At 72.9% G+C, this 22,755-nt stretch carries 20 protein-coding genes; 9 read left to right on the forward strand and 11 right to left on the reverse strand.

What is annotated here, in order from left to right; genetic code table 11:
- Position 1: 1 nt before the first annotated feature.
- Entirely contained in the window at positions 2-631 is a 630-nt protein-coding gene (locus EDD29_RS44390) for a class I SAM-dependent DNA methyltransferase (RefSeq protein ID WP_123670112.1), read from the reverse strand.
- Between the two features lie 199 nt (positions 632-830).
- Between EDD29_RS44390 and EDD29_RS44395 the strand changes: the two genes are divergently transcribed.
- A complete protein-coding gene (locus EDD29_RS44395) occupies positions 831-2,243 on the forward strand; it encodes an FAD-binding protein (RefSeq protein WP_211360181.1) in 1,413 nt (470 codons plus the stop codon).
- A gap of 40 nt (positions 2,244-2,283) precedes the next feature.
- Here EDD29_RS44395 and EDD29_RS44400 read toward each other — a convergent pair whose 3' ends face one another.
- Positions 2,284-3,579 carry an MFS transporter gene (locus tag EDD29_RS44400; RefSeq protein ID WP_123670114.1) on the reverse strand — a complete coding sequence of 432 codons (1,296 nt, stop codon included), beginning with the start codon at positions 3,577-3,579 and terminating at the stop codon, positions 2,284-2,286.
- 86 nt (positions 3,580-3,665) lie between these two features.
- On the opposite strand from EDD29_RS44400, the gene EDD29_RS44405 reads away from it, so the two are divergent.
- Positions 3,666-4,604 carry a GlxA family transcriptional regulator gene (locus EDD29_RS44405; protein ID WP_123670115.1) on the forward strand — a complete coding sequence of 313 codons (939 nt, stop codon included), beginning with the start codon at positions 3,666-3,668 and terminating at the stop codon, positions 4,602-4,604.
- 11 nt (positions 4,605-4,615) lie between these two features.
- Here the strand turns inward: EDD29_RS44405 and EDD29_RS44410 are convergent, their stop codons facing one another.
- The 6 genes from EDD29_RS44410 to EDD29_RS44435 form a co-directional block, all read right to left on the reverse strand.
- Complete coding sequence (locus EDD29_RS44410; RefSeq protein WP_123670116.1) at positions 4,616-6,250, reverse strand: DNA repair helicase XPB; 1,635 nt, start codon at positions 6,248-6,250, stop codon at positions 4,616-4,618.
- A gap of 49 nt (positions 6,251-6,299) precedes the next feature.
- Positions 6,300-6,683, reverse strand: a complete 384-nt coding sequence (locus EDD29_RS44415; protein ID WP_211360182.1) for a hypothetical protein — start codon at positions 6,681-6,683, stop codon at positions 6,300-6,302.
- A gap of 112 nt (positions 6,684-6,795) precedes the next feature.
- Entirely contained in the window at positions 6,796-9,072 is a 2,277-nt protein-coding gene (locus EDD29_RS44420; protein ID WP_123670117.1) for a helicase-associated domain-containing protein, read from the reverse strand.
- Positions 9,073-9,122: 50 nt separating this feature from the next.
- Positions 9,123-9,725, reverse strand: coding sequence for a TetR/AcrR family transcriptional regulator (locus EDD29_RS44425; RefSeq protein WP_170201821.1), 603 nt, complete (start codon positions 9,723-9,725; stop codon positions 9,123-9,125).
- A 33-nt stretch (positions 9,726-9,758) separates the two neighbouring features.
- Positions 9,759-10,154, reverse strand: a complete 396-nt coding sequence (locus tag EDD29_RS44430; RefSeq protein WP_123670118.1) for a cold-shock protein — start codon at positions 10,152-10,154, stop codon at positions 9,759-9,761.
- 110 nt (positions 10,155-10,264) lie between these two features.
- Positions 10,265-10,888: an HAD family hydrolase gene (locus EDD29_RS44435; protein ID WP_246053335.1), complete on the reverse strand. Its 624-nt coding sequence runs from the start codon at positions 10,886-10,888 to the stop codon at positions 10,265-10,267.
- 145 nt (positions 10,889-11,033) lie between these two features.
- On the opposite strand from EDD29_RS44435, the gene EDD29_RS44440 reads away from it, so the two are divergent.
- Positions 11,034-11,870 carry a DUF3027 domain-containing protein gene (locus tag EDD29_RS44440; protein ID WP_425455003.1) on the forward strand — a complete coding sequence of 279 codons (837 nt, stop codon included), beginning with the start codon at positions 11,034-11,036 and terminating at the stop codon, positions 11,868-11,870.
- Between the two features lie 8 nt (positions 11,871-11,878).
- Entirely contained in the window at positions 11,879-14,839 is a 2,961-nt protein-coding gene (locus EDD29_RS44445) for a sacsin N-terminal ATP-binding-like domain-containing protein (protein ID WP_123670121.1), read from the forward strand.
- 26 nt (positions 14,840-14,865) lie between these two features.
- On the opposite strand, the gene EDD29_RS44450 is transcribed toward EDD29_RS44445, so the two are convergent.
- The gene (locus tag EDD29_RS44450; protein WP_123670122.1) at positions 14,866-15,135 is read right to left on the reverse strand and encodes a DUF2530 domain-containing protein; all 270 of its coding nucleotides are present in this window, start codon (positions 15,133-15,135) and stop codon (positions 14,866-14,868) included.
- A 103-nt stretch (positions 15,136-15,238) separates the two neighbouring features.
- On the opposite strand from EDD29_RS44450, the gene EDD29_RS44455 reads away from it, so the two are divergent.
- From EDD29_RS44455 to thpR, 5 genes are all read left to right on the forward strand, one after another.
- The gene (locus EDD29_RS44455) at positions 15,239-15,673 is read left to right on the forward strand and encodes a MarR family winged helix-turn-helix transcriptional regulator (protein ID WP_123671073.1); all 435 of its coding nucleotides are present in this window, start codon (positions 15,239-15,241) and stop codon (positions 15,671-15,673) included.
- A gap of 38 nt (positions 15,674-15,711) precedes the next feature.
- On the forward strand, positions 15,712-16,941 hold the full coding sequence (locus EDD29_RS44460) for an MFS transporter (RefSeq protein WP_123670123.1): 1,230 nt from the start codon (positions 15,712-15,714) through the stop codon (positions 16,939-16,941).
- Between the two features lie 77 nt (positions 16,942-17,018).
- A complete protein-coding gene (locus tag EDD29_RS44465; RefSeq protein ID WP_123670124.1) occupies positions 17,019-17,591 on the forward strand; it encodes a TerD family protein in 573 nt (190 codons plus the stop codon).
- A gap of 50 nt (positions 17,592-17,641) precedes the next feature.
- Positions 17,642-19,219 (forward strand): TerD family protein, encoded by a 1,578-nt coding sequence (locus EDD29_RS44470; protein ID WP_246053336.1) that lies wholly within the window; start codon positions 17,642-17,644, stop codon positions 19,217-19,219.
- A 14-nt stretch (positions 19,220-19,233) separates the two neighbouring features.
- Positions 19,234-19,794, forward strand: a complete 561-nt coding sequence (thpR, locus tag EDD29_RS44475; protein WP_123670126.1) for an RNA 2',3'-cyclic phosphodiesterase — start codon at positions 19,234-19,236, stop codon at positions 19,792-19,794.
- A gap of 36 nt (positions 19,795-19,830) precedes the next feature.
- Here thpR and EDD29_RS44480 read toward each other — a convergent pair whose 3' ends face one another.
- Together EDD29_RS44480 and EDD29_RS44485 are read right to left on the reverse strand one after the other, a co-directional pair.
- Positions 19,831-21,669 carry a hypothetical protein gene (locus EDD29_RS44480; RefSeq protein ID WP_123670127.1) on the reverse strand — a complete coding sequence of 613 codons (1,839 nt, stop codon included), beginning with the start codon at positions 21,667-21,669 and terminating at the stop codon, positions 19,831-19,833.
- A 24-nt stretch (positions 21,670-21,693) separates the two neighbouring features.
- Positions 21,694-22,629, reverse strand: coding sequence for a hypothetical protein (locus EDD29_RS44485; RefSeq protein WP_123670128.1), 936 nt, complete (start codon positions 22,627-22,629; stop codon positions 21,694-21,696).
- Positions 22,630-22,755 lie beyond the last annotated feature (126 nt).

Below are 22,755 nucleotides of genomic sequence, written 5' to 3' on the forward strand. Positions count from 1 at the left end.
GTCACACCCGGCGGCAGTTGTAGAAGAGCTGGATCTCCGGGACGGCCTGGGTCGTGGCCGGCGCGTAGCTGAGCACGTTCTCTTCCTCGATCTCGAACCCGGCGGACTCGACCGCCTCGCGCAGCTCGTCGCGCAGCAGCCCGGAGACGAGCAGTTCCTGGCCGAGGAACGGGATCGGGAACTCCTCGAGGTCGGCCTCGACCATCGAGAGGCAGAACAGCCCGCCCGGCTTGAGGAGGCGGTGGATCAGTTCCAGCGATCGGGGGATGCCGGGCACCGGCAGCATGAGCAGTACGAAGAACGCGACGACGGCGTCGAACTCGCCGGTGACGTCGCGCAGGTCGTCCTGCCGGAACTCGCCCTCGGGCACGTTCAGTCCGGCGATCCTGACCATCTCGGCGCTGAGGTCGACGCCGGTGACCCGGTGCCCGCCCGCGGCGATCTGCGCGGCGGACGGCAGGCCCGTCCCGCAGCCGAGGTCGAGGACGTGCGAGCCGGGGGAGAGGCGGTCCAGGAGCCAGGAGCCTGCGGCGAGCTGCCCCTCCTTGTGCGGGAAGGCCTCGTCGTACCGGGCGCCGATGACGTCGAAGGCCGCGGCGTGGCGTCTTTCTCGTTCAGCCCACTTGGTCACGGTGCGGGGTCCCTGGGTCGGCTCGGGTGACGGGTGATCTGGGTGGACACTTTAGAGGTCTTTGTAGCCAATAGGGAGAAGTTCCCGAATCGCCCTTATGTGATGTGGCTTTCTTGCGAAGATTCCCAAAGTGGATCTTCCTAGGGAGGCTTCTCCAATGCAGGAACGCGAATCTCACGCCATCAGCCGCCGTTCGATCATGACCGGGCTGGTCGCGGGCGCCCTGGTCGTCGGGCTCGACCCCGTCAGCCGGAACTGGGTGACCGCGGCGCACGCCGGCGGCCCCTTCGACGCCATCCCGTCCCTCGACGGCACGCTCCGCACCGACGCCGCGTCTTTGGCTGCCGCGGCCGACGACTTCGGACACATCGTCAGCCGCACCCCCCTCGCCGTCCTCGAACCGGGCTCGGTCGGCGACATCGCCAAGATGGTGAAGTTCTGCCGGGCGCGCGGCCTCAAGGTGGCCGGACGTGGACAGGGCCACACCACCAACGGGCAGTCCCAGGTGGCCGGGGGCCTCGTCATCGAGACCGCGCCGCTCGACGGGATCCGGATCCGCGCCGACCGGGCCGTCGTCGGCGGCGGCGTCCTGTGGGGAGCGCTGGTCCAGGCCGCGCTCGCCCAGGGACTCACCCCGCCGACCCTCACCGACTACCTCGGCCTGTCCGTCGGCGGCACCCTGTCGGCGGGCGGGGTGGGCGGCGCGGTCATCCACCACGGCGCCCAGGTCGACAACGTGCTGGAACTCCAGGTCGTCACCGGCAAGGGCGACGTGCTGCGCTGCTCGCCGACCCTGCGCAAGGACCTCTTCGACGCCGCCCGCAGCGGCCTCGGCCAGGTCGGCATCATCACCGAGGCGGTCGTGCGGCTCGTCCCGGCGCCCGCCACGGTCCGCCGCTACAACCTCTACTACGGCAGCGTCGCCGACCTCACCGCCGCGCAGATCGCGATGGCCGAGGACGGGCGGTTCGACTACCTGGAAGGCTCGCTCGCCGTCGTCGAGGGCGGCCACACCTTCATGATGGAGGCCGTCGCCTTCGACGCGACCCCCGCCGACGACGCCGCCCTCATCGGCGACCTCACCCATACGTCCGTCACGATCGACGACCTCACCTACTGGGACTTCGCCGACCGGATCACCCCGATCGTGGGGATCCTCCAGGCCATCGGGGAGTGGCAGCGGCCCCACCCGTGGCTGGACAGCATCGTCGCGGCCTCGGCCGTCGACGAGCTGGTCACCGCCGCGCTGCCCGGCCTCACCCCCGCGAACATCGGGCTCAGCGCCGTCCTGCTGCTCTACCCCATCCCGACCGCCAAGGTGAAGGCCCCGCTGCTGCGGCTCGGCTCGGCGGGGGAGGAGCACGCCTTCCTGTTCTCCCTGCTGCGCACCTCGTCGCCCGGCTCGGCCGACCCCGCCGCGATGACCGCGCTCAACCGCGCCTTCTACGAGCAGACCCGGGCGCGCGGCGGCGGCTGGTACCCGATCGGGTCCAACCCGATGAGCAAGGCCGACTGGAAGGCCCATTTCGGGCCCGCCTGGCCCGCGTTCAAGGCGGCCAAGACCAAGTACGACCCGTCGAAGATCCTCGCCCCCGGCCAGGGCGTCTTCTAGCCGGCGCGGGCGGGGCGCCCGGGGTGGGCGCCCCGCCTCGTCAGGCGTCCGTGAGCGCCTTGCCGTCGGGGTCCTCCTCGGGGGCCAGGCCGGGAGCCGCGCGCTTGGCCCGCAGCGCGGCCGAGACACCCGCCGCCAGCAGGCAGAGGATCGCCGATCCGTACCAGGCCGCGTCGTAGGCCCCGAGTTCGTCCCGGAGGACGCCCGCGGCGACGGCCGCCGCCGCAGCGCCGATCATGTGCGAGGCGAACACCCAGCCGAAGACGATCGCGCCGTCCGCGCCGAAGAGCCGGGCGCACAGCGCGACGGTCGGCGGCACCGTGGCCACCCAGTCGAGCCCGTACAGGACGATGAACAGGACGATCCCGGGCGAGGTCGCGCTCGGCGGGTTCCCGGACGCCAGCAGGGTCGGGAAGACGAGCAGGGACAGCCCGCGCAGCCCGTAGTAGACGAGCAGCAGCTTGGCCGGGTCGAACCTGTCGGTGAGCCAGCCGCTGAAGATGGTGCCCGCCACGTCGAAGATCCCGATGACCGCCAGCAGGCCCGCCGCGGCCTGCTCGGGCATGCCGTGGTCGTGCGCGGCCGGGATGAAGTGGGTGCCGATCAGGCCGTTCGTGCTCGCCCCGCACACGAAGAACCCGATCGCGAGGTACCAGAAGCCGCGGTGCCGGGCGGCCTCGCGCAGCGTGCGCAGGGCGTGCCCGGCCGCGCCCTCCCGCCTGACCCGGGTGACGGGGACGTCGGTGCCGTAGGCGGTGAGCCCGACCTCTTCGGGGGAGTCCCGCAGCAGGAACCAGACGAACGGGACCACGGCCAGCGCGGCGAGCGACACCACGACGGAGGCGGTCCGCCATCCGGGGCCCTCGGCGAGCGCGGCGAGGAGCGGCAGGAAGACGAGCTGCCCGGTCGCACCGCCCGCGGTGAGGACGCCCATCACCAGGCCCTTGCGGCGGGTGAACCAGCGGTCGGTCAGGGTCGCGGCGAACACCAGGGCCATCGACCCCGTGCCGAGGCCGACCAGCACCCCCCAGAGGGCGACGAGCTGCCAGCTCTCGGTCATCCAGACCGTCAGGCCGCTGCCCGCGGCGATGAGCGCGAGCGCCGCGGCGACGACCCGGCGCATCCCGAAGCGGTCCATGAGCGAGGCGGCGAACGGCGCGGTGACCCCGTACAGCACGAGGTTCACCGAGACGGCGAGCGAGACCGTCCCGCTGGACCAGCCGAACTCCTCGCGCAGCGGGTTGATCATGACGCCGGGGGTGGCGCGGAACCCCGCCGCGCCCATGATCGCGACGAGGGCGACGCCTCCGACGATCCACGCTCTGTGCAACTTCATGCGGGAAGTCTCGCCGACCCGGGCGGATGCCCGTGAGTGTCCCAAAGGACAACTAACGCAAGATTCGGGACAGTAAGATCTGCGGCATGCCCCATCGTGTCGCGGTACTGGTCATGGACGACTTCGCCACCCTCGACGTCGGGGTGCCGGGACAGGTCTTCTGGGCGGCCCGGGGGCCGGCCGACTACGAGGTCCTGACCTGCACCGACGGCGGTCGCCCGGTGCGGTGCCAGGCCGGATACGCCATCGTCCCCGACCACGATCTGTCCCTGCTCGCGACCGCCGACACGGTCGTCGTCCCCGGAGTGCACGGGGGCGCGGTGATGGACGGGGTCATCTCCGAACCCGTCAGGGACGCGCTGCGGGGGAGCTCCGCCCGGATCATGTCGATCTGCACGGGGGCCTTCGTGCTCGCCGCCGCGGGCCTCCTCGACGGTCTCCGGGCCACCACCCACTGGCGGAACGCCGCCCGGCTCGCGGAGCTGTTCCCCGCCGTCGAGGTGGATCCCGACGTGCTGTTCGTCGACGAGGGGGACATCCTCACCTCCGCCGGCGTCGCCTCCGGGATCGACCTGTGCCTGCACGTCATCCGGCGCGACCACGGCGCCGACGTCGCCAACCGGACCGCCCGGCGCTGCGTCACCGCCCCCATGCGCGACGGCGGCCAGGCCCAGTTCATCGAACGCCCCATCCCGGAGCCGTCCGGCACGTCCACCGCCCCCGCCCGCACCTGGGCGCTGCACCACCTCGCGCGCCCCGTCTCGGTCCCCGACCTCGCCGCCCGCGCCGGCATGGGCCCCCGCACCTTCACCCGCCGCTTCCGCGACGAGACCGGCATGAGCCCCGCCCGCTGGCTCACCCAGCAGCGCCTGGCCCACGCCCGCGAACTCCTCGAAGCCACCGACCTCCCCATCGAAGAGGTGGCCCGCCTCTCCGGCTTCACCACCCCCGTGACCCTCCGCCAGCACCTCCACACCGCCGTAGGCCTCTCCCCCCTCTCTTACCGCCGCTCCTTCCGCCACTGAGCCTTTCGGCATCAGATGTCGTCGGCGTCGGTGATGCGGTAGGCGTAGCCCTGTTCGGCGAGGAAGCGCTGGCGGTGGGCGGCGAAGTCCTGGTCCAGGGTGTCGCGGGCCACCACGGAGTAGAAGCGGGCGGTCTTGCCGGAGGCCTTGGGGCGCAGGACGCGGCCCAGGCGCTGGGCCTCCTCCTGGCGGGAGCCGAAGGAGCCGGAGACCTGGATGGCGACGGAGGCCTCGGGGAGGTCGATGGAGAAGTTGGCGACCTTGGAGACGACGAGGCAGGAGATCTCGCCGGTGCGGAACTGCTGGAAGAGCTTCTCGCGGTCCTTGATCTTCGTCTCGCCCTTGATGACGGGCGCGTCGAGTCGTTCGCCCAGTTCGTCGAGCTGGTCGATGTACTGGCCGATCACCAGGACCTGCTCGTCGCGATGGGACTCCACGAGCCGCTCGACGACCCGCGTCTTGGTCTCGGTCGTCGCGCAGAAGCGGTAGCGCTCCTCCGGCTCGGCGGTCGCGTAGGCGAGGCGCTCGGAGTCGGTCAGGGTCACCCGGACCTCGACGCAGTCGGCGGGGGCGATCCAGCCCTGCTGCTCCATCTCCTTCCAAGGCGCGTCGTAGCGCTTGGGGCCGATGAGGGAGAAGACGTCGCCTTCGCGGCCGTCCTCGCGCACGAGGGTCGCGGTGAGGCCGAGGCGGCGGCGCGCCTGGAGGTCGGCGGTCATCCGGAAGATCGGCGCGGGCAGCAGGTGCACCTCGTCGTAGATCACCAGGCCCCAGTCGCGGGCGTCGAAGAGCTCGAGGTGCCCGTAGACGCCCTTACGCCGCGACGTCATGATCTGGTACGTCGCGATGGTGACCGGCCTGATCTCCTTCTTGGAGCCCGAGTACTCGCCGATCTCCTCCTCGGTCAGGGAGGTCCGGTTCAGCAGCTCCTGCTTCCACTGGTGCACGCTGACGGTGTTCGTCACCAGGATCAGGGTGGTCGCGCCCGCGTGGGCCATCGCCGCGGCGCCCACGGTGGTCTTGCCCGCCCCGCAGGGCAGCACGACGACGCCGGATCCGCCCTGCCAGAACGCCTCCGCGGCGTCCTTCTGGTAGTTGCGCAGGGTCCAGCCGTCCTCGGCGAGGTCGATCTTGTGCGCTTCGCCGTCGACGTATCCGGCGAGGTCCTCGGCGGGCCAGCCGATCTTGAGCAGCGCCTGCTTGAGCGAGCCGCGTTCGGAGGGGTGGACGACCACGGTGTCCTCGGCGACCCGGTCGCCGAGCATCGGCTTGATCTTGCGGGACCGCAGCACCTCCTCCAGGACGGCCCGGTCGGTGGAGATCACGACGAGGCCGTGCACCGGGTGCTTCTCCAGCCGGAGCCTTCCGTAGCGGCCCATGGTGTCCGCCACGTCCACCAGGAGGGCGTGCGGGACGGGGTAGCGGGAGAACTCGATCAGGGCGTTGACGACCTGCTCGGCGTCGTGCCCGGCGGCGCGGGCGTTCCACAGCGCGAGCGGCGTCACCCGGTAGGTGTGGATGTGCTCGGGCGCGCGCTCCAGTTCGCAGAAGGGCGCGATCGCCCGGCGGCAGTCCGCCGCGCGCTCATGATCGACTTCGAGCAGGAGCGTCTTGTCGGACTGCACGATCAACGGGCCAGCGTTCATGGGCATTCATCCTGCAACATCTTTGGCCCCACCGGTGTTCCGCACCGCCCTAGATCCGCTGACCGCCGTTGTCGACCCAATCGCTGCCGCCGCCTTCCGAGAAGCTCGCGAGGAAGAAGACGTAGACGATGACGAGCAGGATGCCGAGCACGATCGCCACGCCGAAGATGATCCAGCTCGCCGTGGTGAGCTTGCGGGCCGAGACGGGGTCGGTCTGGTACCTGCCCATCGCGATCGCGGCGGTCACGATGCCGGGGATCGCGAACAGCCCGCAGCAGGTGATGGTGAGGATGATGTTGGCGACGAGCGCGCCGATGGCGGCGCCGTTGCTCGGCGGGGGAGGCGGCGGGCCGTAGCCGCCGTACTGGTTCGGATGCCCGGGGATGCCGTAGCCGTAGGAGCCCGGGTCGGGATTGGGATAGCCGTAGCTCACGGGAGCAGCACCTTCTCGCGTGGACTCAGCGGGGGGAACGCGGATGGTTCGTTCGCTGAAGGGTCGTTCGGGGGGTTTGACTCTGCAGCGTAGCGGTTGGTTGCGGGAAGTCTCACACGTCTTTGATGCCGGTGATGCGGTGCAGGGTGAACCGCTGCACCGACGCCTTCGTCCGGTCGTAGGCGGTGAGGTAGCCGCCGTCGACCCTGACGGGCTCGATGATCCGGCTCGTGGCCTGTCCCTGCTGATCCAGGTAGCCGATCCACACCCGGGTGCCGATGGCCGCGCGCAGCCGCTCGATCGTCGCCATCGAGGGGGTCCTGGGCGGCTCGCCGTCGGGCGCGCCGATGGCGGCGGCCTCCTCGCCCGCGCGGAGCGCGCGCACGGCCGCGATGGCCATCTCGGCGTCGACCGCCTGGTCGTGCTCGAGGGGCGGCCGGGCGGGCGTCTCGGTGCGGTGCGCGTCGGCCCGGGTGACGACCAGGCCGCCTTCGGCCGACTCGGGGACCGGCGAGAACCCGACCGAGCGCAGCGCCTCCAGCAGGTCCTGCCGGGACAGCCGGGAGGCCAGGACGGTCGGGGCGAGCCGGTACAGGCGGAGCGTCGCGGCCCTGCGGTCGGCGAGGATCTCGTCGAGGACGGCGGGGTCGTCGCAGCGCACGTAGGACAGGGCGGTGCCTACCCGGAGCCTTCCGTGCTTGCGGCCGACGTCCTCGATCAGGTACGCGAGCGGCTGCGGGACGGGGGTGGCGCTGTGCCTGGTCAGCAGGTCGATCAGTTCCGAGATGGTCCGGCCCGCGTCCATGGCCCGTCGGACGGATTCGGGGGAGAACCGGTAGACCGTCGCCCCGCCCGTCGACTCCACGTCGGCGGTGAGGGCGAGTTCGCGGGCCAGGTCTGGCACGAGGGGGCCGGGCGCGACGGCGGTGAGGTCGGCCTGGAGCAGCACATGGTCGACGGGCTCCGGCAGCAGCGCGGAGAGCGGCTCGGTGACGTCCTTCCCGGCGAGGAGCGCGTCGGTGTAGGACGCCTTGGCGCCGAACCCCGTGACGCCGAGGAAGGCGGCCTCGCGCAGGGTCCAGGTGACGAGCCGGGAGTGGAGGCCGCCCGTGCGGCGGGGCGTGCGCCACGCCAGCCGCTCCAGGACGGACTCCTCGGTGGCCGCGACGCCCTCGGCCAGCGCGGCGAGGGTCTCCCGGCGGACGCGCGGCGCGTGGGTCCTGATCGATTCGTCGGACAGCGCGTTGACGGTCTTGTCGCGATCGTCCTTGCCGCCGGCGAGTCCGGCCACCCGGTCGGTGTCCAGCCAGGCCCCCGCGAGGTCGGCCCAGCGCTCGGCGGCGCCGCGCAGCATCCACAGGTCGTAGGAGCGGGTCGGGGTCCACTCGGCGTCCCTGGCGAGCAGGCCCGCGGCGAGGGCCAGCTCGGCGAGCAGGGCGGCGTCCTGTTCCGGCACGTCGAGCAGGACGGCGGCGGCCTTGAGGTCGCGCACCCCCAGGCCCCCGCTGCGCAGCACCGGCGGCGGGTTGAGCCCCCACGCGTCCAGGAGCCCCTCCATCAGGCGCAGCGCGGTGAACGCCTGGCCCGAGGCGATCTGGTCGGTGAGCCGCCGCGCCCGCTCGGGGCCCTGGAGGGGCGGCTCGGTGAGGACGTCGGCGCGGAACAGCGTGCCGCCGCGCAGGTACAGCCCGACCTCGCGGGGCAGCGTGACGGTCCGCTCGTCGGTCGCGATGAGCAGGCCGCGGGCGAGCAGCCGCTCGATCGGGCTCGCCGCGGTGTCGAGCCGCACGGTGCGGCGCGCGTTCTCGATCCGCCCCGACGGCGGCCCCCAGACCAGCCGGTCGAGCGCGGTGCGCGCCTCGGGACCCGCGTCGTCGATGAGCGCGGCGGGGTCGGCGAGCCGCTCCGCGACGACCTCGGCGAGGCCGACCGCGTTGGCGAACGAGGTGGACAGGCCGAGATCGGCGGCGAGCGGGACGAGCCTGTCCAGCGGGAGCACCGCGAGGGCCTCGCGGGCGGGCGGCCCGAGCCCCGCGGGCTCGCGCAGCGCGGCCCGCACCCCGGGCGCGACCTGGTGCGACCTGCGCCGCCCCGGCCACAGCAGCCCGAGCTCCGTCAGCCGGTCGACGACCTCGGGCACCCGGGGCCCGAGCGCCTTCTTCAGCGCGGTCATGGTCGCGGAGGGAAGCACGATGGCGGCTTCCAGCGTGGCGAGCGCGCCCCGGTCGAGCCGGTCCAGCGCCCGGGAGACGGAGGTGGGCGCCGCCGCGCGGGCGGCGAGCGCGCCGAGGTCGGCCGGGACCGGCGAGATCAGTTCAGGGCGCGCCCGCACGAGCGCCGCCAACTCCTCGTCGGTGCGCCCGCGCAGCCAGTCCCCGTAGCTGTCCACGTCCGTTGCGGTCCCCCGTGCCCCTGCCCCGCCTTGCCTTGCGCGCGTTTTCAGGGCCGTGGCAGCAGGCCCAGGGCCAGCCGCGCCCAGGCCGACGTGAAGCGCTTCTCGTCGGTCTTGATCGGCGCCTCGTAAAGCGACTCGTTGGCCAGCCAGTAGTTGACGACCGAGCCGCCGAGGATCGCCGCGATGGCGTCCCAGTCCTCGTCGACCCCCGCGAACTCGGGCTGGGCGGAGATCCACTGGGCGATGCCCTCGTACAGCGGGTTCACGACGCCGTCGCGCATGTCGGCGACGAGGTGGGGGAACTGGTCGAGGTCCCGGAACAGGACCCGCACCAGCTCCTTCTCCTCGCGCATCTTCTCCAGGCCCGCGACGCAGGTCATGCGCAGCCGCAGCTCCAGCGGCCGGCCCTTGTACTGCTCGGACTCGGCGAGGACCGTGACCACCTGGTGCCGGGTGCGCTCGATGTGCTCCCGGACGGCGGCGGTCAGCACCTCCTGCTTGGAAGGAAAGTGCCGGTACAGGCCACCGGCGCCCGGTGACAGGCCGGCCGCGGCCTCGATCTCGGCCACCGAGGTCGCCGCGTATCCGCGCTCGGCGAAGAGACGCAGCGCTTCGGCCACGATCCGCTCGCGCGTCGATGTGCTCATGCCTTAGATCCTCCCCTAAAAGCCTAGGGCAGGTCAGACGTCGATGTCGTCGGCCACGGCGCGCAGCACCGTCGCGATCTTCTTCGCCTCCGCACTTGACGGGTGCTTGCCGCGCCGATACGTCTCCGAGACGTGGTCGAGGAGCTTGATCAGGTCCTCGGTGATGTTCACCATGTCGTCGGGCTTCTTGCGCTTGGCCTTCGCGATCGTCTTCTCCACCGAAGGCGGGGTGTCCAGTACGCGCACCGACAACGCCTGCTGCCCCCTGCGGCCCTCCACCACGCCGAACTCGACCCGCTGGCCCTGCTTCAACGTCGTGGCGCCCGAGGGGAGTGCGGAGGAGTGGACGAACACCTCACCGCCGTCATCGCGGGTGAGGAAGCCGAAACCCTTGTCGGTGTCATACCACTTGACCTTGCCAGTGGGCACGGTTGACCTCTGTGTCTTGGCTGCGGGTGCTTGGGATCTCCAAGGTTAATGCCTTACAGCGAAAGGGCGATACACCTTATCGGCCGATCCTTCCCCTCGCCGGAGCCCTCTCAACGCGCGGCGAACCAGGCGGGGAACGACGTCAGGTCGGGGAGGACGTGATCGGCTCCGTAGGCCGTCAGGGCCTCGGCGGTGAAAGGGCCGGTGGCGACGGCGAGGCTGAACGCCCCGGCCGTGCGGGCGGCGTCGACGTCGGCGGTGTGGTCGCCGACATAGGTGTGCGCGCCGTGCTCGCGCAGGGCCGCGCCCTTGGCCGACGACCAGAGCCCGCCCACGACCAGGTCGGCCTCCAGCCCGAGGTGGGCCAGGGTCGCGACGGCGTGGGGCCGGTTCTTGGCGGTGACGACGAGGACCCCGGCTCCGGCGGCGCGCACCGCCTGGACGGCTTCGGCGGCGCCCGTCATCGGATCGGTCGCCGGAATGGCAAGGTCGGGGTAGAGGGCGCGGAACCTTTCCACCATTTCCGGGATGTGCTCGGCCGGGAACCAGTGGGCGAGCTCCATGTCCAGGGGCGGCCCGAGCCGCGCGGTCACCACGGGGACGTCGATGGCGACGCCGGTCTCGGCGGCCAGGGCGGCGTAGACCGCGCCGATGCCCCGGCGGGTGTCCGCCAGGGTCATGTCGAGATCGAACCCGATCATTCCCGTCGTCATCCCGTCATAGCCCACCCTCATAACGCGTCAGCATAGGCGGCGCGGCCGACTCCGACGGCGGGCGCGTGCACGGCCATACCTCGGGATGAGCGACAATCGGTGTGTGACCTCTCTCCACCCCGCCGCTTCCCGCCGCAGCCGCACCCCTGCCGCTGACACGGCATGTGTGCAGGCCGTCGAGCCAGCTCTGGAGGCGGCGAAAGAGACGGCCAAGCCTTCGGAGGTCGGCGAGCACCTCGGCTGGGCGGTGGAAGGCGACCGTGTGGTCACCCACTACTTCGCCTGCACCGACTCCGGCTACAGGGGCTGGCGCTGGGCCGTCACGGTCACCCGTGCGTCCCGCGCCAAGAACATCACGATCTCCGAGACCGCCCTCATGCCGGGCGACGAGGCGATCATGCCGCCTCCCTGGGTGCCCTGGCTGGAGCGGCTGCGCCCCGGCGACATGGGCCCCGGCGACCTCCTGCCCACCGCCGAGGACGACGCGCGCCTGGCGCCCGGCTTCACCGAGGCCGACGAGGTCGACGGCGACGTCGAGGCGCAGTGGGAGCTCGGCCTCGGCCGGGCCCGCGTGCTGTCCGCAGAGGGCCGCGACCAGGCCGCGGAGCGCTGGTACGAGGGCACCGCGGGCCCCGCCGCGCCGATCGCCGCCGCCGCGCCCGCGCCGTGCAGCACCTGCGGCTTCTTCATCCCGCTGTCGGGTGAGCTGCGCCTGCTGTTCGGGGTCTGCGCCAACGCCTACGTGCCCGACGACGGCCGCGTCGTCGCCGCCGACCACGGCTGCGGCGGCCACTCCGAGGCCGTGCACGTGCCGTCGGCCGCCGAGGCCCCGCCGCTGATCCTCGACGAGCTGAGCTTCGACTCCATGCCCAACTTCACTCCCGGGGCCGAGACGGCACTCGCGGTGGCGGCCGCGCAGGTGGCCGAGGACGAGGACGAGCCCGCCGAGCCGGAAGCCGCCGACGCGCCGCCCGCCGCGGCGGAGCGGGACGGCGACGGCTGAGGGCCGGGATGACCGACCCCGCCGCGGAAGCCGGCGCCACCACCCCGGCCGATCCGCTCGACCCGTTCGGCACCGCCGGGATCCGCGCCCGCGTCCTCGCCGCGTGGACCGCGTCCCCGGCGCGCTTCCGGGAGGACGCCAACACCGAGGAGGACCACGCGCTCGGCGGCTACCGCGACCGCGTGGTGATCGAACTCGCGCAGAACGCCGCCGACGCGGCGGTCCGCGCGGGCGTGCCCGGCGAGCTGCACCTGACCTTGAACGCGGGCGTCCTCACCGCGGCCAACACCGGCGCGCCGCTCACCGCGGCGGCCGTCGAGTCTTTGTCCACGCTGCGCGCCTCCACGAAGACCCCCGCTCAGGGCGGCGTCCCGGAAAGCGGCGAAGACGCCCTGCGCGCGACCGCCGGGCGGTTCGGCGTGGGCTTCGCCGCGGTCGTCTCGGTCTGCGACCGGCCGTCGATCTCCTCGCTGACGGGTTCGGTGGCCTGGTCGGCGGAGGAGACCCTCCAGCTCGTCGAGGTGGTCCCCGAACTCGCCGAGGAGATCGCCCGGCGCGGGAACCAGGTGCCGGTGCTGCGGCTGCCCTTCGCGTCGTCGGCCCCGCCGCCCGAGGGCCACACGACCCAGGTGACGCTCCCGCTGCGCGACGAGGCCGCCGAGCGGAGCGTCCGCGCCGGGCTCGAGGAGTTCGGCCCCGAGCTGATGCTCGGCCTGCCCGCGCTCGGCATGGTCACGGTGACCGTGGACGGGCGCAGCCGGGTCCTCCAGGCGTCCGAGGCGGGCGACGGCCTCGTGGTGATCGTGGAGACCGGCGGGGAAGGCTCGTCGGTCACCGAGTGGCGCACCGTGGCGCACCAGGGCGGCATCCCGCCCGAGCTGCTGGCCGACCGCCCCACCGAAGAGCGGGCCCGGCCCTACTGGTCGGTGCGCTGGGCGGTGCGCGCCGAGCCGCGCGGGCCGCTGGACGGCCCGCCGAAGGGCCCCGGCGTGCTGTACGCGCCCACTCCGAGCGACGAGGGCCTCGACCTTCCCGCCCTGCTCATCGCGGGCTTCCCGCTCGCGCCGGACCGGCGGCACGTCCAGCCGGGACCGCTCACCGACTTCCTCGTGGCCCGCGCCGCCGAGGCGTACACCGAGCTCGTCGGAGGCGCGACCGGCCCCGAGGCGCTGGATCTCGTGCCCGGCCCCGTCGGCGCGTCGGCCCTGGACGGGGCACTGCGCGCCGCCGTCCTCGCCGCGCTGCCCGACCGGCCGCTGCTGCCGCTCGCCGAGGACGGCCGCGCCCGGGTCAGGGGCCGTGACGCCGTCGTGGTGGACGCGCCCCCGCCCGTCGTGGCGGCGCTGACGGGCGTGGTCCCCGGGCTGCTGCCGACGGGCTGGCCCGCGGGGCACCGGGCGCTGCGCGCGCTCGGGGTGCGCCGGATGGGCCTCGCCGACGTCGCCGACGCGCTCGCCGCGGTCGAGCGCGAGCCGTCCTGGTGGCGGCAGATCTACACCGCGCTGGCCTCGGCCGACGCCGGAGAACTCGGCGCGCTGCCGGTCCCGCTCAGCGACGGTCGGCTGGTCAGGGGCCCCAGGGGCGTGCTGCTGGGCCGCGACCTGCCTTCGCCGGAGCACCTTGAGGTGCTGGGCCTGCGCGTCGCCGATCCCGAGGCCGAGCACCCGCTCCTGCTGCGCCTGGGCGCGGTCGAGGCGGGGCCGCGGCAGGTGCTCGCCGACCCCGCGGTGCGCGCCGCGGTGGAGGGCTCGATGGACGCCGAGGATCCCGAGGCCGTCGCCGACGCGGTCCTGTCCCTGGCCAGGGGCCTGATCACGCCGGGTGAGCCGTGGCTGGCCGAGCTGGCGCTGCCCGCGGAAGACGGAGAGCTGTATCCGGCGGGTGAGCTGATGTTCCCCGACGCCCCGCTCCGCGACGTCATGGGCGAGGACTCGCCTTTCGGGGTCGTGGCCGCCGAGCTGATCGAGGAGTACGGCGAGGACGCACTGGCGGCCGTGGGCGTGCTGCGGGGCTTCGCCCTCCTGCGCGCGCAGGACGCCGATCCCGAAGACCTCGATCTCGACGGTGCAGAAGACTGGGACCTGCCTGCCGGGCACATTCCGGAGCTGGTGGCGGTCCGCGACCTCGAACTCGTCAAGGACTGGGAGGCGGCTCTCACGCTGCTGTCCCGGCCGCCCTACCGCGAGGCGATCATCGAGCCCGTGCGGTTCATGGACGGGCAGACCGCGCCGTCCTACACCGCCTGGTGGCTCGCCGAGCACGAGGTGCTCGGCGGGCCGCGCCGGACCGAGGACGCCGATCCCCTCCTCGACGGCCTATATGCGCCCGCGCCTCCCGGTCTCGATGCCGGGTTCGCCCGCGCGCTAGGAGTCCGGGCCGCCCTTGCCGATGTGCCTCCGGACGAGCTGCTCGACCGGCTCGCCGACCCCGCCCTGCCCGTCACCCGGCCGCAGTTGCGCGCCCTCTGGGCGTGGCTCGCCGGGACCGAGGGGGCGGCGCCGCCTTCGCAGGTCCGCGCCCTGTCCGGGGGAGTGCCCGAGGTCGTCCCGGCCGAGGACGCGATCGTCGTCGACGTGCCCTACGCGCTTCCGCTGCTGGAGGGCCAGCCGCTGGTCCTGCTGCCGCTGGACCGGGCCGCGGCCCTGGCCGACCTGCTGGATCTCGGCGTGGCGTCGGAGGAGATCCCCGGGGAGATCGCGGGCGAGGGCGTCGAGCGGGAGGTGCCGGGCCATGTCCGGGCGCTGTTCCCCGAGGCGCCGGAGACCTACCTGCACCATGACGCACTGGTCGTCGACGGGCGTGCGGTGGCGTGGTGGTACGACGGCGCGCCGCACGCGGCGACCCCGCAGGGCCTGGCCCGCGCGATCGCCTGGGAGATGGGCCGCTGGGGCGACAGGCTGCTGCTCGCCGCGCTGCTCACCGCGCCGGAGGAGGCGGGCGACCTGCTCGCCGAGGCCGACCTGGACTGAGCCGAGGACCGGCCCGGCCGCGGGGGTCAGCCGGACGCGCCCTCGGGCGGGTCGGCGTCGGCGGTCTCGGCGCGGGGCGAGGTGCGCTTGCGCTCGAACCGCGGCAGGTACGCGCAGGCGAAGCCGCCGATGACGGTGCCCATCACGCACACCCACAGCCACCAGCGGTGTTCCTCGGGCAGCCGGACGATCAGCAGCACCACGAACGCGACGACCCAGGCGACCGTGCCCGCGGCGGCGATCCGGACGTTGTCCGTCGTGATCGGCTCCGGTTGCGGCGGGTGCGGGCGTGACATGCGGTCAGACTATCCGGGAAAGCCGTCCACCCCCCTCTTGGGGGAATCGCCGGGAGAGGAGTATCGTTAGCAAGAGTAATGACTTTTGCTAATGATGTTGACGATGGAACCAACGAAGACGACCGACTTCGCCGGGCTGGCCGCGGAACTGCGGATCTCGGTGGCCCGGCTGTCCAGGCGACTGCGCCGACAGGCCGGGAGCGAGTTGTCGCTCACCCAGTTCTCGACGCTCGCGACCCTGGGCAAGCACGGGGAGATGACCCCGCGTGCGCTGGCCGAGCACGAGCACGTGAAACCGCCGTCGATGACGCGGACCGTCGCGTCGCTGGAGTCCGCGGGGCTCGTCGCGCGGCGGGCGCATCCGACCGACGGACGCCAGGTGGTGCTCGCCCTCACCGATTCCGGGCGCTCCTTGCTCGTCGAGCACCGCAGGCTGAAGGAGGCCTGGCTGGCGCAGCGGCTGGCGGAGCTCACGCCGGGGGAGCGGGCGGCGCTGGAACAGGCGGCACCGGTCCTGGACAAGCTCAGCCGGAGCTGACGGCACCGGAGCCGAAGCGGCGGGCGCCGCGGGCCGGGATGTTCCGCAGCCTGCGCAACCGCAACTACCGGTACTTCCTGTCCGGGCAGGTGATCTCCAACACCGGCACCTGGATGCAGCGCATCGCCCAGGACTGGCTGGTCCTCCAGCTGACCCACGGCAGCGGCACCGCCCTGGGCATCACCACCGCGCTCCAGTTCCTGCCGATGCTGCTGTTCGGGCTCTGGGGCGGCGTGGTCGCCGACCGCATCCCGCGCCGCAAGCTCATCGCCGCCACCCAGGTCGGCCTGGCGCTGCCCGCGCTGGTACTCGGCCTGCTCGACGTCGGGGGAATCGCCCAGGTCTGGCATGTGTACGTCCTGGCGTTCGGGCTCGGCGTGGCCACGGTGTTCGACAACCCGGCCCGCCAGGCGTTCGTGAGCGAGCTCGTCGGCAAGGACGACCTGCCCAACGCCGTCGCCCTGAACAGCGCGACCTTCAACGGCGCCCGGGTCGTCGGACCCGCCGTCGCGGGCGTGCTCATCGCGATGATCGGCACCGGCCCGGTCTTCCTGATCAACTTCGCGTCGTTCGGCGCGGTCCTCTACGGGCTGTGGCGGATGCGCGAGAGCGAGCTGCACACCCATCCACCCGTCCCCCGGCAGAAGGGCCAGCTCCGCGAGGGACTGCGCTATGTCCGCAACCGGCCGGATCTGGTGATGATCCTCGTCACCATCGCGCTGGTCGCCGGATTCGCGATGAACTTCCAGATCACCACGGCGCTGGTGGCCACCAAGGACTTCGGCATGGGCGCGTCCCAGTTCGGCCTGGCCAGCACCGCGATGGCGGTCGGCTCGGTCACCGGCGCGCTGCTCGCGGCCCGGCGGGTGCGCCCCAACGACCGGCTGCTCTACGGCTCGGTCCTGCTGTTCGGCGTCGCCGCGGTCCTCGTCGGGATCATGCCGACCTGGCCCCTGTTCCTGGCGATGCTGGTGCCGACCGGCGTCCTGCTCATGACCTTCACCACCGCCGCCAACGCGACGATGCAGCTCGGCGTCGCCGCCGACATGCGCGGCCGGGTGATGGGCCTGTACATGCTGGTCTTCATGGGTGTGAACCCGATCACCGCGCCGTTCGTCGGCTGGATGGCCGGCGAGTTCGGCGGCCGGGTCTCGATCGTCTTCGGCGGCACCGTGGCGGTGCTCACGGGGTTCGCGGCGATCCTGCTGCGCCGCGGGGCTGCGGAAGATGCGGAGATCGAGAAGGAAACCGTCGGTGCCAACGCATAGTCTCATCAGCCAGGTGACAACCGACCCGGCCGCTTGAAAAGCTGGTCCCGGTGCAGACGCGATGAAGGGGCGGAGCAGTGACTGTTTCCTTGCAGAAAGGCCAGCGGATCTCGCTGAGCAAGCCGGGCGGGGGCGGCCTCACGCTGGTCCGGATGGGCCTCGGCTGGGACGCGATCAAGAAGAAGGGGTTCTTCGGCTCGCGCGAGCAGGACATCGACCTCGACGCCTCGGTCGTGGTCTTCGCCGACCAGCAGGTCGCCGACGTCGTCTACTTCGGCCAGCTGACCAGCCGTGACGGCTCCATCCGGCACACCGGCGACAACCTCACCGGCGCGGGCGACGGCGACGACGAGTCGATCATCGTGGACCTCTCCCGGGTGCCGGTCCACGTCACCTCGCTGGTCTTCACCGTCAGCTCCTTCCAGGGCCAGAACTTCAACCAGGTGCAGAACGCCTTCTGCCGCCTGGTCGACGAGACCTCGGGCACTGAGCTCGCCCGCTACACCCTCACCGGGGGCGGCGCGCACACCGGCATGGTGATGGCCCGGCTCTACCGGCACGGCCAGGAGTGGAAGCTCGGCGCGATCGGCGAACCAAGCCAGGGCCGGACCTTCCAGGACATGCTCCCGGCGATCGCGGCGCACGCCTGACAGTGACCGCCCTCGTCCGAGGGGCCAACGCCCCCCTTCGAGCCTCCCGGTTGACCGTCACGCACACCTGCGCGGTCCCGGCCGATCTGAGCGCCCTGCTCGTCGGCCGGGATCTGCGAGTGCGCACCGACGACGACCTGGTGTTCTACAACGCCCCGGCCGGTCCCGGGGTGCGGTGGAGCCAGGAGGCCCTGGAGATCGACCTCGCGGCCCTGCCGCGGGATGTGCACGCCGTGCTCGTCGCGCTCAGCCTGGGCGACGGCGCCCCGTTCGCGACGGTTCCCGCCCCGACCGTCCTGGTGGACGGGCACACGTTCGCGATGGGCGGGCTCGGTGAGGAGACCGCGCTCGTCGCGCTGGAGCTCTACCGCCGCGCCGGCGAGTGGAAGGTCAGGGCCGTCGGCCAGGGCTACGCCGGGGGACTCGCCGCCCTGCTCGCCGACCACGGCGTCGAGGTGGCCGACCCCGGTCCGCAGGAGTCCCCGCAGCCGCGTGCGCTGCCCGATCCCGTCATGCCCGATCCCGGCACGCCGGATCCCGTCGAGTCCGATCCCATCGCGTCCGATCCCTTCGCGTCCGATCCCTTCGGGGGCGCGCCGCAGAACGGGTCGCAGGACGCGCCGCAGGACGGCGCCGTGCCGTTCGTGGACCGGGTCTGGATGGTCTGGGAGGACGCCAGCCGCTCGCTCGACTCCTACCGGGGCTCGCTGGAGCACGCGCTCGGCGTCCGGGACCAGGAGGTCACCGGGCAGGCGCCGCGCGGCCGCGCCCAGGAGCTCATGGACGCCGGGATGGAGCGGCTGACCGCCGACATGGCCCAGCTCGCCACCGAACTCGCCGTCCACGAGGGAGTGGTCGGCGCGGAGGTGTCGCCGTTCGCCGGGCCGTCGTGGCTCACCTGGCAGCCTTCGGACCAGGTCGGCCAGGGCCTGCTCCTCGGCCACCTGGACGCCGACGAGGTGTCCACCCTGCGCATCCCGCTGATCCTTCGGGTGCCGTTCGGCCGTCCGGTGTGGATCGACCGGGGCACCGCCCCCGGCGACGCCGCGGCCTTCGCCTGGTCGCTGGTCACCCGGTTCCTCGCCGCGGTCCCGCCCGGCGCGGTCGCCCTCGACGTGATCGACCCGACGGGACTGTCGGGCGCGGGCTGGCTGAACGGGCTGCCGGGGCCGAGCCGGGACCTCCTGTGCGGCGGCGGCGTCGCGGTCGGCGCAGAGGCGGGAAGACGGCTCGACCGGCTGCTCGACCTCGTCGACCTCCGCGCGGTCGGCGGCGAGGAGCAGATGTTCCTCGACGGCGCTCCCCCGGTCCGCCTCGTGGTGGTCTTCGACGTCGGCGCGGCGCTGGAGGAGCACGGCGACCGGCTGATCCGGCTGGCCACCGAGGGACCTCCCCTCGCCGTCCCGGTCCTGCTCGTGGAGACCGACACGCCCACCGACGAGTCGGTCAGGGCGATGCGGATCAAGATGGCCGGGAGCACCCTGCCGCCGTCCGGGGGCACCCTGTCCGACCCGTGGGTGGGCGGCTCCTGGACCCTCACCCCCGACCTGCTGCCCGACGGCGCACATGACCGGCCCCCCGCACTGCTCAGCCATGTCCTGAACGCCCACGCCCGGGTGTTCGGCTGATCGCCGAGGGGAACATGCGCCTGTTCGCCGCGATCCACCCGCCGTCCGACGTGCTGGACGCCCTGGCCGGGGTCGTCGCCGAGGTCAAGCGCGCCCATCCCGGGCTGCGCTGGGCCTCGCGCACGCAGTGGCATCTGACCCTCGCCTTCTACGGCGAGGCCGACGACGCGGCGGCCGAGGCGCTGCCCGGGCTGCTGGCCGCGGCCGTCGCGGCGGGCCCGGCGCCGCGCCTGGAGCTGGCGGGGGCGGGCGCCTTCCCCACCCGCGCGCCCGGCCGAGCCAAGGTCCTGTGGGCGGGCGTCGAAGGCGATCTCGCGGAGCTGGCCGCCCTGGCCGAGCGCTGCACCGAGGCGGGGACGCGCGCGGGCCTCAAGCCGCAGGGGCACGAGCGGGAGTTCCGTCCGCACCTGACGCTGGCCCGCAGCCGCGAACCCCGCGACCTGCGCGGCCACGCCGCTCTGCTGGGCGACTTCGCCGGACGGCCGTGGACCCCCGAGGCCGTCGACCTGATGATCAGCCACTTTCCGAGGCCGGGCCACACGCTCCTGCGGGAACTGCCCTTCGCCGACGCCTGATGGCCCCCATCGGGCCCTCAGCGGTTTGTCAGCGCCTCAGATCTCCGGCGGGGGAGCCGCGGACCCCGCGCCGTCGGGCGGGCCCCAAGGCAGCCCGTAGCGCTCGCACGCGCGGCGCAGCTCGGCGAGGTCGGGCGCGAACGAGACCCGCCGCAGCACCCGGCCCGCGGGGCTCCACACGACGAGCCGCGGAACGCCCTCGCCGGAGTGGTCGATGCCGACCCCGCCGACGGTCTCGCGCCGCAGGCTCCAGTCGGTCCTGCCGAGCCGGGTCACCGAGGCGATCCCGTGCATCGACACCCGCAGCTGGGAGCGATTGCGGTCGTAGAACCAGGCGCCGAGGAAGCCGACCAGCAGCCCGAGCGGCACCGACCAGGCCATCACCGGCCGGAATCCGAGGATCACCCAGGCGATCGTCACCGTCACCAGGAGCGCGATCGCCGCGGTCACCCCGTAGGCCCACAGCCGGGCCCGCGGCGTGACGTCGAGCAGCGCGCCCGGCCCGCTCTCGGGGGTCGGCAGCGGCGAGGGGTCCTCGGCGGCGATCGTGGAGACCGCGCCGTGGAAGGCGGCGCTCAGGTAGGCGTCGTACTCGGCGTCGGTGACGGGCAGGCCCACCGCCCGCGCCTTCTCGCGCAGATCCGTCCTGGCGATGCGCAGCGCCTTCAGCGGGGCGGCGAGGAACTCCTCGCCATCGGTGTCGTAGACGCGCAGCCACGCGTGGCCGTCCACGGTGAGCAGCTCCACCACGCCGATCCTGTCGGCGGGCATCTTGAGCATGACGTCCCCGGCCATGTCGGCCCAGCCGAGCCCGTCCTCGCCGACCACCAGGCGGCCTCCCGGCACCTGGGAGAAGATCTCCGGGAGCCCGTCGAGGCCGTACTCCGAGGGCCGGATCGCCGCCGGCGCGGTGGACACGACCCGGTAGCCGTGCTCGTCGAGGGTGTGCGCGAGCTGGAACTCGTCCATGCCGCGCGCGTTGAGCTGGCCGATCACCCGCAGCCTGTGGTCGAAGACGACCGCGGTGAGCGGCGCGTACTCCGGCTCGCCGCTGAGCGGGTTGAGCTCAGGGCCGGGGCCGAGCAGCAGCGCGCCGATCGTCTCCGCGGGGATGTCCTGGACCGCCTCGTCGGAGATCGCCCAGTGCACCGGCGAGGTCCGGCGCAGCCGCCGCCGCACGGCCAGGGCGGCGAGCGTGCCGCCGAGCGCCCACAGGCCCGCGCCGAAGCGCGCCGAGACGCTCTCCACGCCCTGGACGGCCGAGACGATCACCATCAGCCACGCCAGGCAGACCGCGGTGCCGCCGAGCAGCGCGGCGCGCAGCCGCGACGCCCCTTCGCTCTGCGACGTCAGGGTCACCGGCCCGCCGGACGGCTCCGCGGCCTCGATCACCGCGGACATCAGGGCCGCCTCGACGTCGAGGTAGTCCTGCTCCTCGTCGGGGTCGGGCGCGAAGTCGTTGTCCACGACGTGCACGGGGATCCCGGCGCGCCGGGCGGTCACGAAGAACGCGTGCGGCTCGAAGCCCATCTCGGGAAGGGTGCCGAGCTGGGTGGTGCCGAACTTGTGGTGCACGGTGAGCACCTGCTCGTCCGCGCTGATCGACAGCTCCTGCACCCGTCCGGGCTCATAGGACTGGACGATCCCGCCGTCCCGGCCGATCAGCTGGAGCCCCGCGGGCGACAGCCGCCAGCGGGGTCCGGGGCGCTGGCCGGGCAGCACCAAGGGCAGCGCGGCCAAGCCGAGCACGAGGGACGCCCACAGCCACGAGGGCTTGAGCGGGATCAGCGCGACGGCGAAGGCCAGCAGGGCGAAGGGCGCGCCGCCGGGCGGGCGACGGCCCTCGGCCCTCAGGCCGACGAGCTCGTGGTCCACGGAAGGAATAGTGACACGCTCCACTCACTTTCGTCTGCGCCCGAAGAAGACCGCTGCCATCGTGACGCCAACCAGAAGCAACAATCCGACGCCCTTATTAGTTCCTGAAGTTTCCTTATTGGCGGTTTCAGCCGTCGGGGAGGGTTCAGGGAGGGCGTCCTCGGGAAGAGGGACCCGCCACACATCGCGGTCGGCGCCCTCGGAACTGATCAGGAGCGCCTTGCCGTCGGGGGTGTAGGTGATGCCCTCGCCCTGCTCCTGGACGGGCAGCGAGATCCGGTCGACCCGCTCGCCCGGCGCCTTGTAGACGGTCGCCGAGGTGTATCCGCGGATCACGAACGTGCTGCCGTCGGGGGCGAACGCGCCGTCGGTGGCGAACGAGGGGGCGTCCCCCACGGCCTTGAGGACGTTCATGCCGGTCGTGCGCAGCTTCTTGGGCGCCCTGTACAAGGTGCCGCCCCCGAGGCGCTTGGAGGCGATGTAGAGGCGGTTGTCGCGGGGGTCGATGAGCAGCGACTCCGCGTCGCGCGGCCCGTCCTCGTAGGTGAACCGGAAGGCCGTGACGCGGAGGGTCGTGTCGCGCAGCTTCGCGGGCTCGGGGATCCGGAACACCGCGACGTGCGGCCAGGCGCCGTGCAGGTTGTCGCCGATGTCGGCCAGGTAGAGGGCGGGACGGCCCTTCTCGTCCTTGCCGAGGGCCATCCCCTCCCAGTCGCGGGCGGTGAGGCCCTCGAAGGTCAGGACGGCCTTGGTCGCGCCGGTCTTCGCGTCGACCGCGTAGACCCGCGCCTCGCCCCCGGAGTCGTTGTGGGTGTAGACGATCCCCGGATGCAGGGTCGAGGCGGCGAGTCCCGAGGACTCGGTGATCCGGTCGTCGGTGAAGGAGAACTCCACTCGCGCGTCGCCGCCGTTCCCCAGGGGGAGAACGGCGGCGAGCAGCGCGCTGGTGAAAAGGCTCACCGCAGGAACGTACCCAGGACCACCGCAAGGACGAGCAGGATCAGGAGGGTCGGCAGGAGCCAGCGAGTCGGGCGGTACACGCCATCGAGCCTATTGCCGAGTCCGGGATGCCCTGACCTGGGGTGC

The sequence above is a fragment of the Actinocorallia herbida genome, from assembly GCF_003751225.1.
Lineage (GTDB): Bacteria > Actinomycetota > Actinomycetes > Streptosporangiales > Streptosporangiaceae > Actinocorallia > Actinocorallia herbida.

What these genes read in the sequence shown, in the direction of transcription:
- EDD29_RS44395 (WP_211360181.1), top strand. Translation starts at nt 831, where the DNA reads ATGACCGGGCTGGTCGCGGGCGCCCTGGTCGTCGGGCTCGACCCCGTC.
- EDD29_RS44400 (WP_123670114.1), bottom strand. Translation starts at nt 3,579, where the DNA reads ATGAAGTTGCACAGAGCGTGGATCGTCGGAGGCGTCGCCCTCGTCGCG.
- EDD29_RS44405 (WP_123670115.1), top strand. Translation starts at nt 3,666, where the DNA reads ATGCCCCATCGTGTCGCGGTACTGGTCATGGACGACTTCGCCACCCTC.
- EDD29_RS44410 (WP_123670116.1), bottom strand. Translation starts at nt 6,250, where the DNA reads ATGAACGCTGGCCCGTTGATCGTGCAGTCCGACAAGACGCTCCTGCTC.
- EDD29_RS44425 (WP_170201821.1), bottom strand. Translation starts at nt 9,725, where the DNA reads ATGAGCACATCGACGCGCGAGCGGATCGTGGCCGAAGCGCTGCGTCTC.
- EDD29_RS44435 (WP_246053335.1), bottom strand. Translation starts at nt 10,888, where the DNA reads ATGAGGGTGGGCTATGACGGGATGACGACGGGAATGATCGGGTTCGAT.
- EDD29_RS44445 (WP_123670121.1), top strand. Translation starts at nt 11,879, where the DNA reads ATGACCGACCCCGCCGCGGAAGCCGGCGCCACCACCCCGGCCGATCCG.
- EDD29_RS44450 (WP_123670122.1), bottom strand. Translation starts at nt 15,135, where the DNA reads ATGTCACGCCCGCACCCGCCGCAACCGGAGCCGATCACGACGGACAAC.
- EDD29_RS44455 (WP_123671073.1), top strand. Translation starts at nt 15,239, where the DNA reads ATGGAACCAACGAAGACGACCGACTTCGCCGGGCTGGCCGCGGAACTG.
- EDD29_RS44460 (WP_123670123.1), top strand. Translation starts at nt 15,712, where the DNA reads ATGTTCCGCAGCCTGCGCAACCGCAACTACCGGTACTTCCTGTCCGGG.
- thpR (WP_123670126.1), top strand. Translation starts at nt 19,234, where the DNA reads ATGCGCCTGTTCGCCGCGATCCACCCGCCGTCCGACGTGCTGGACGCC.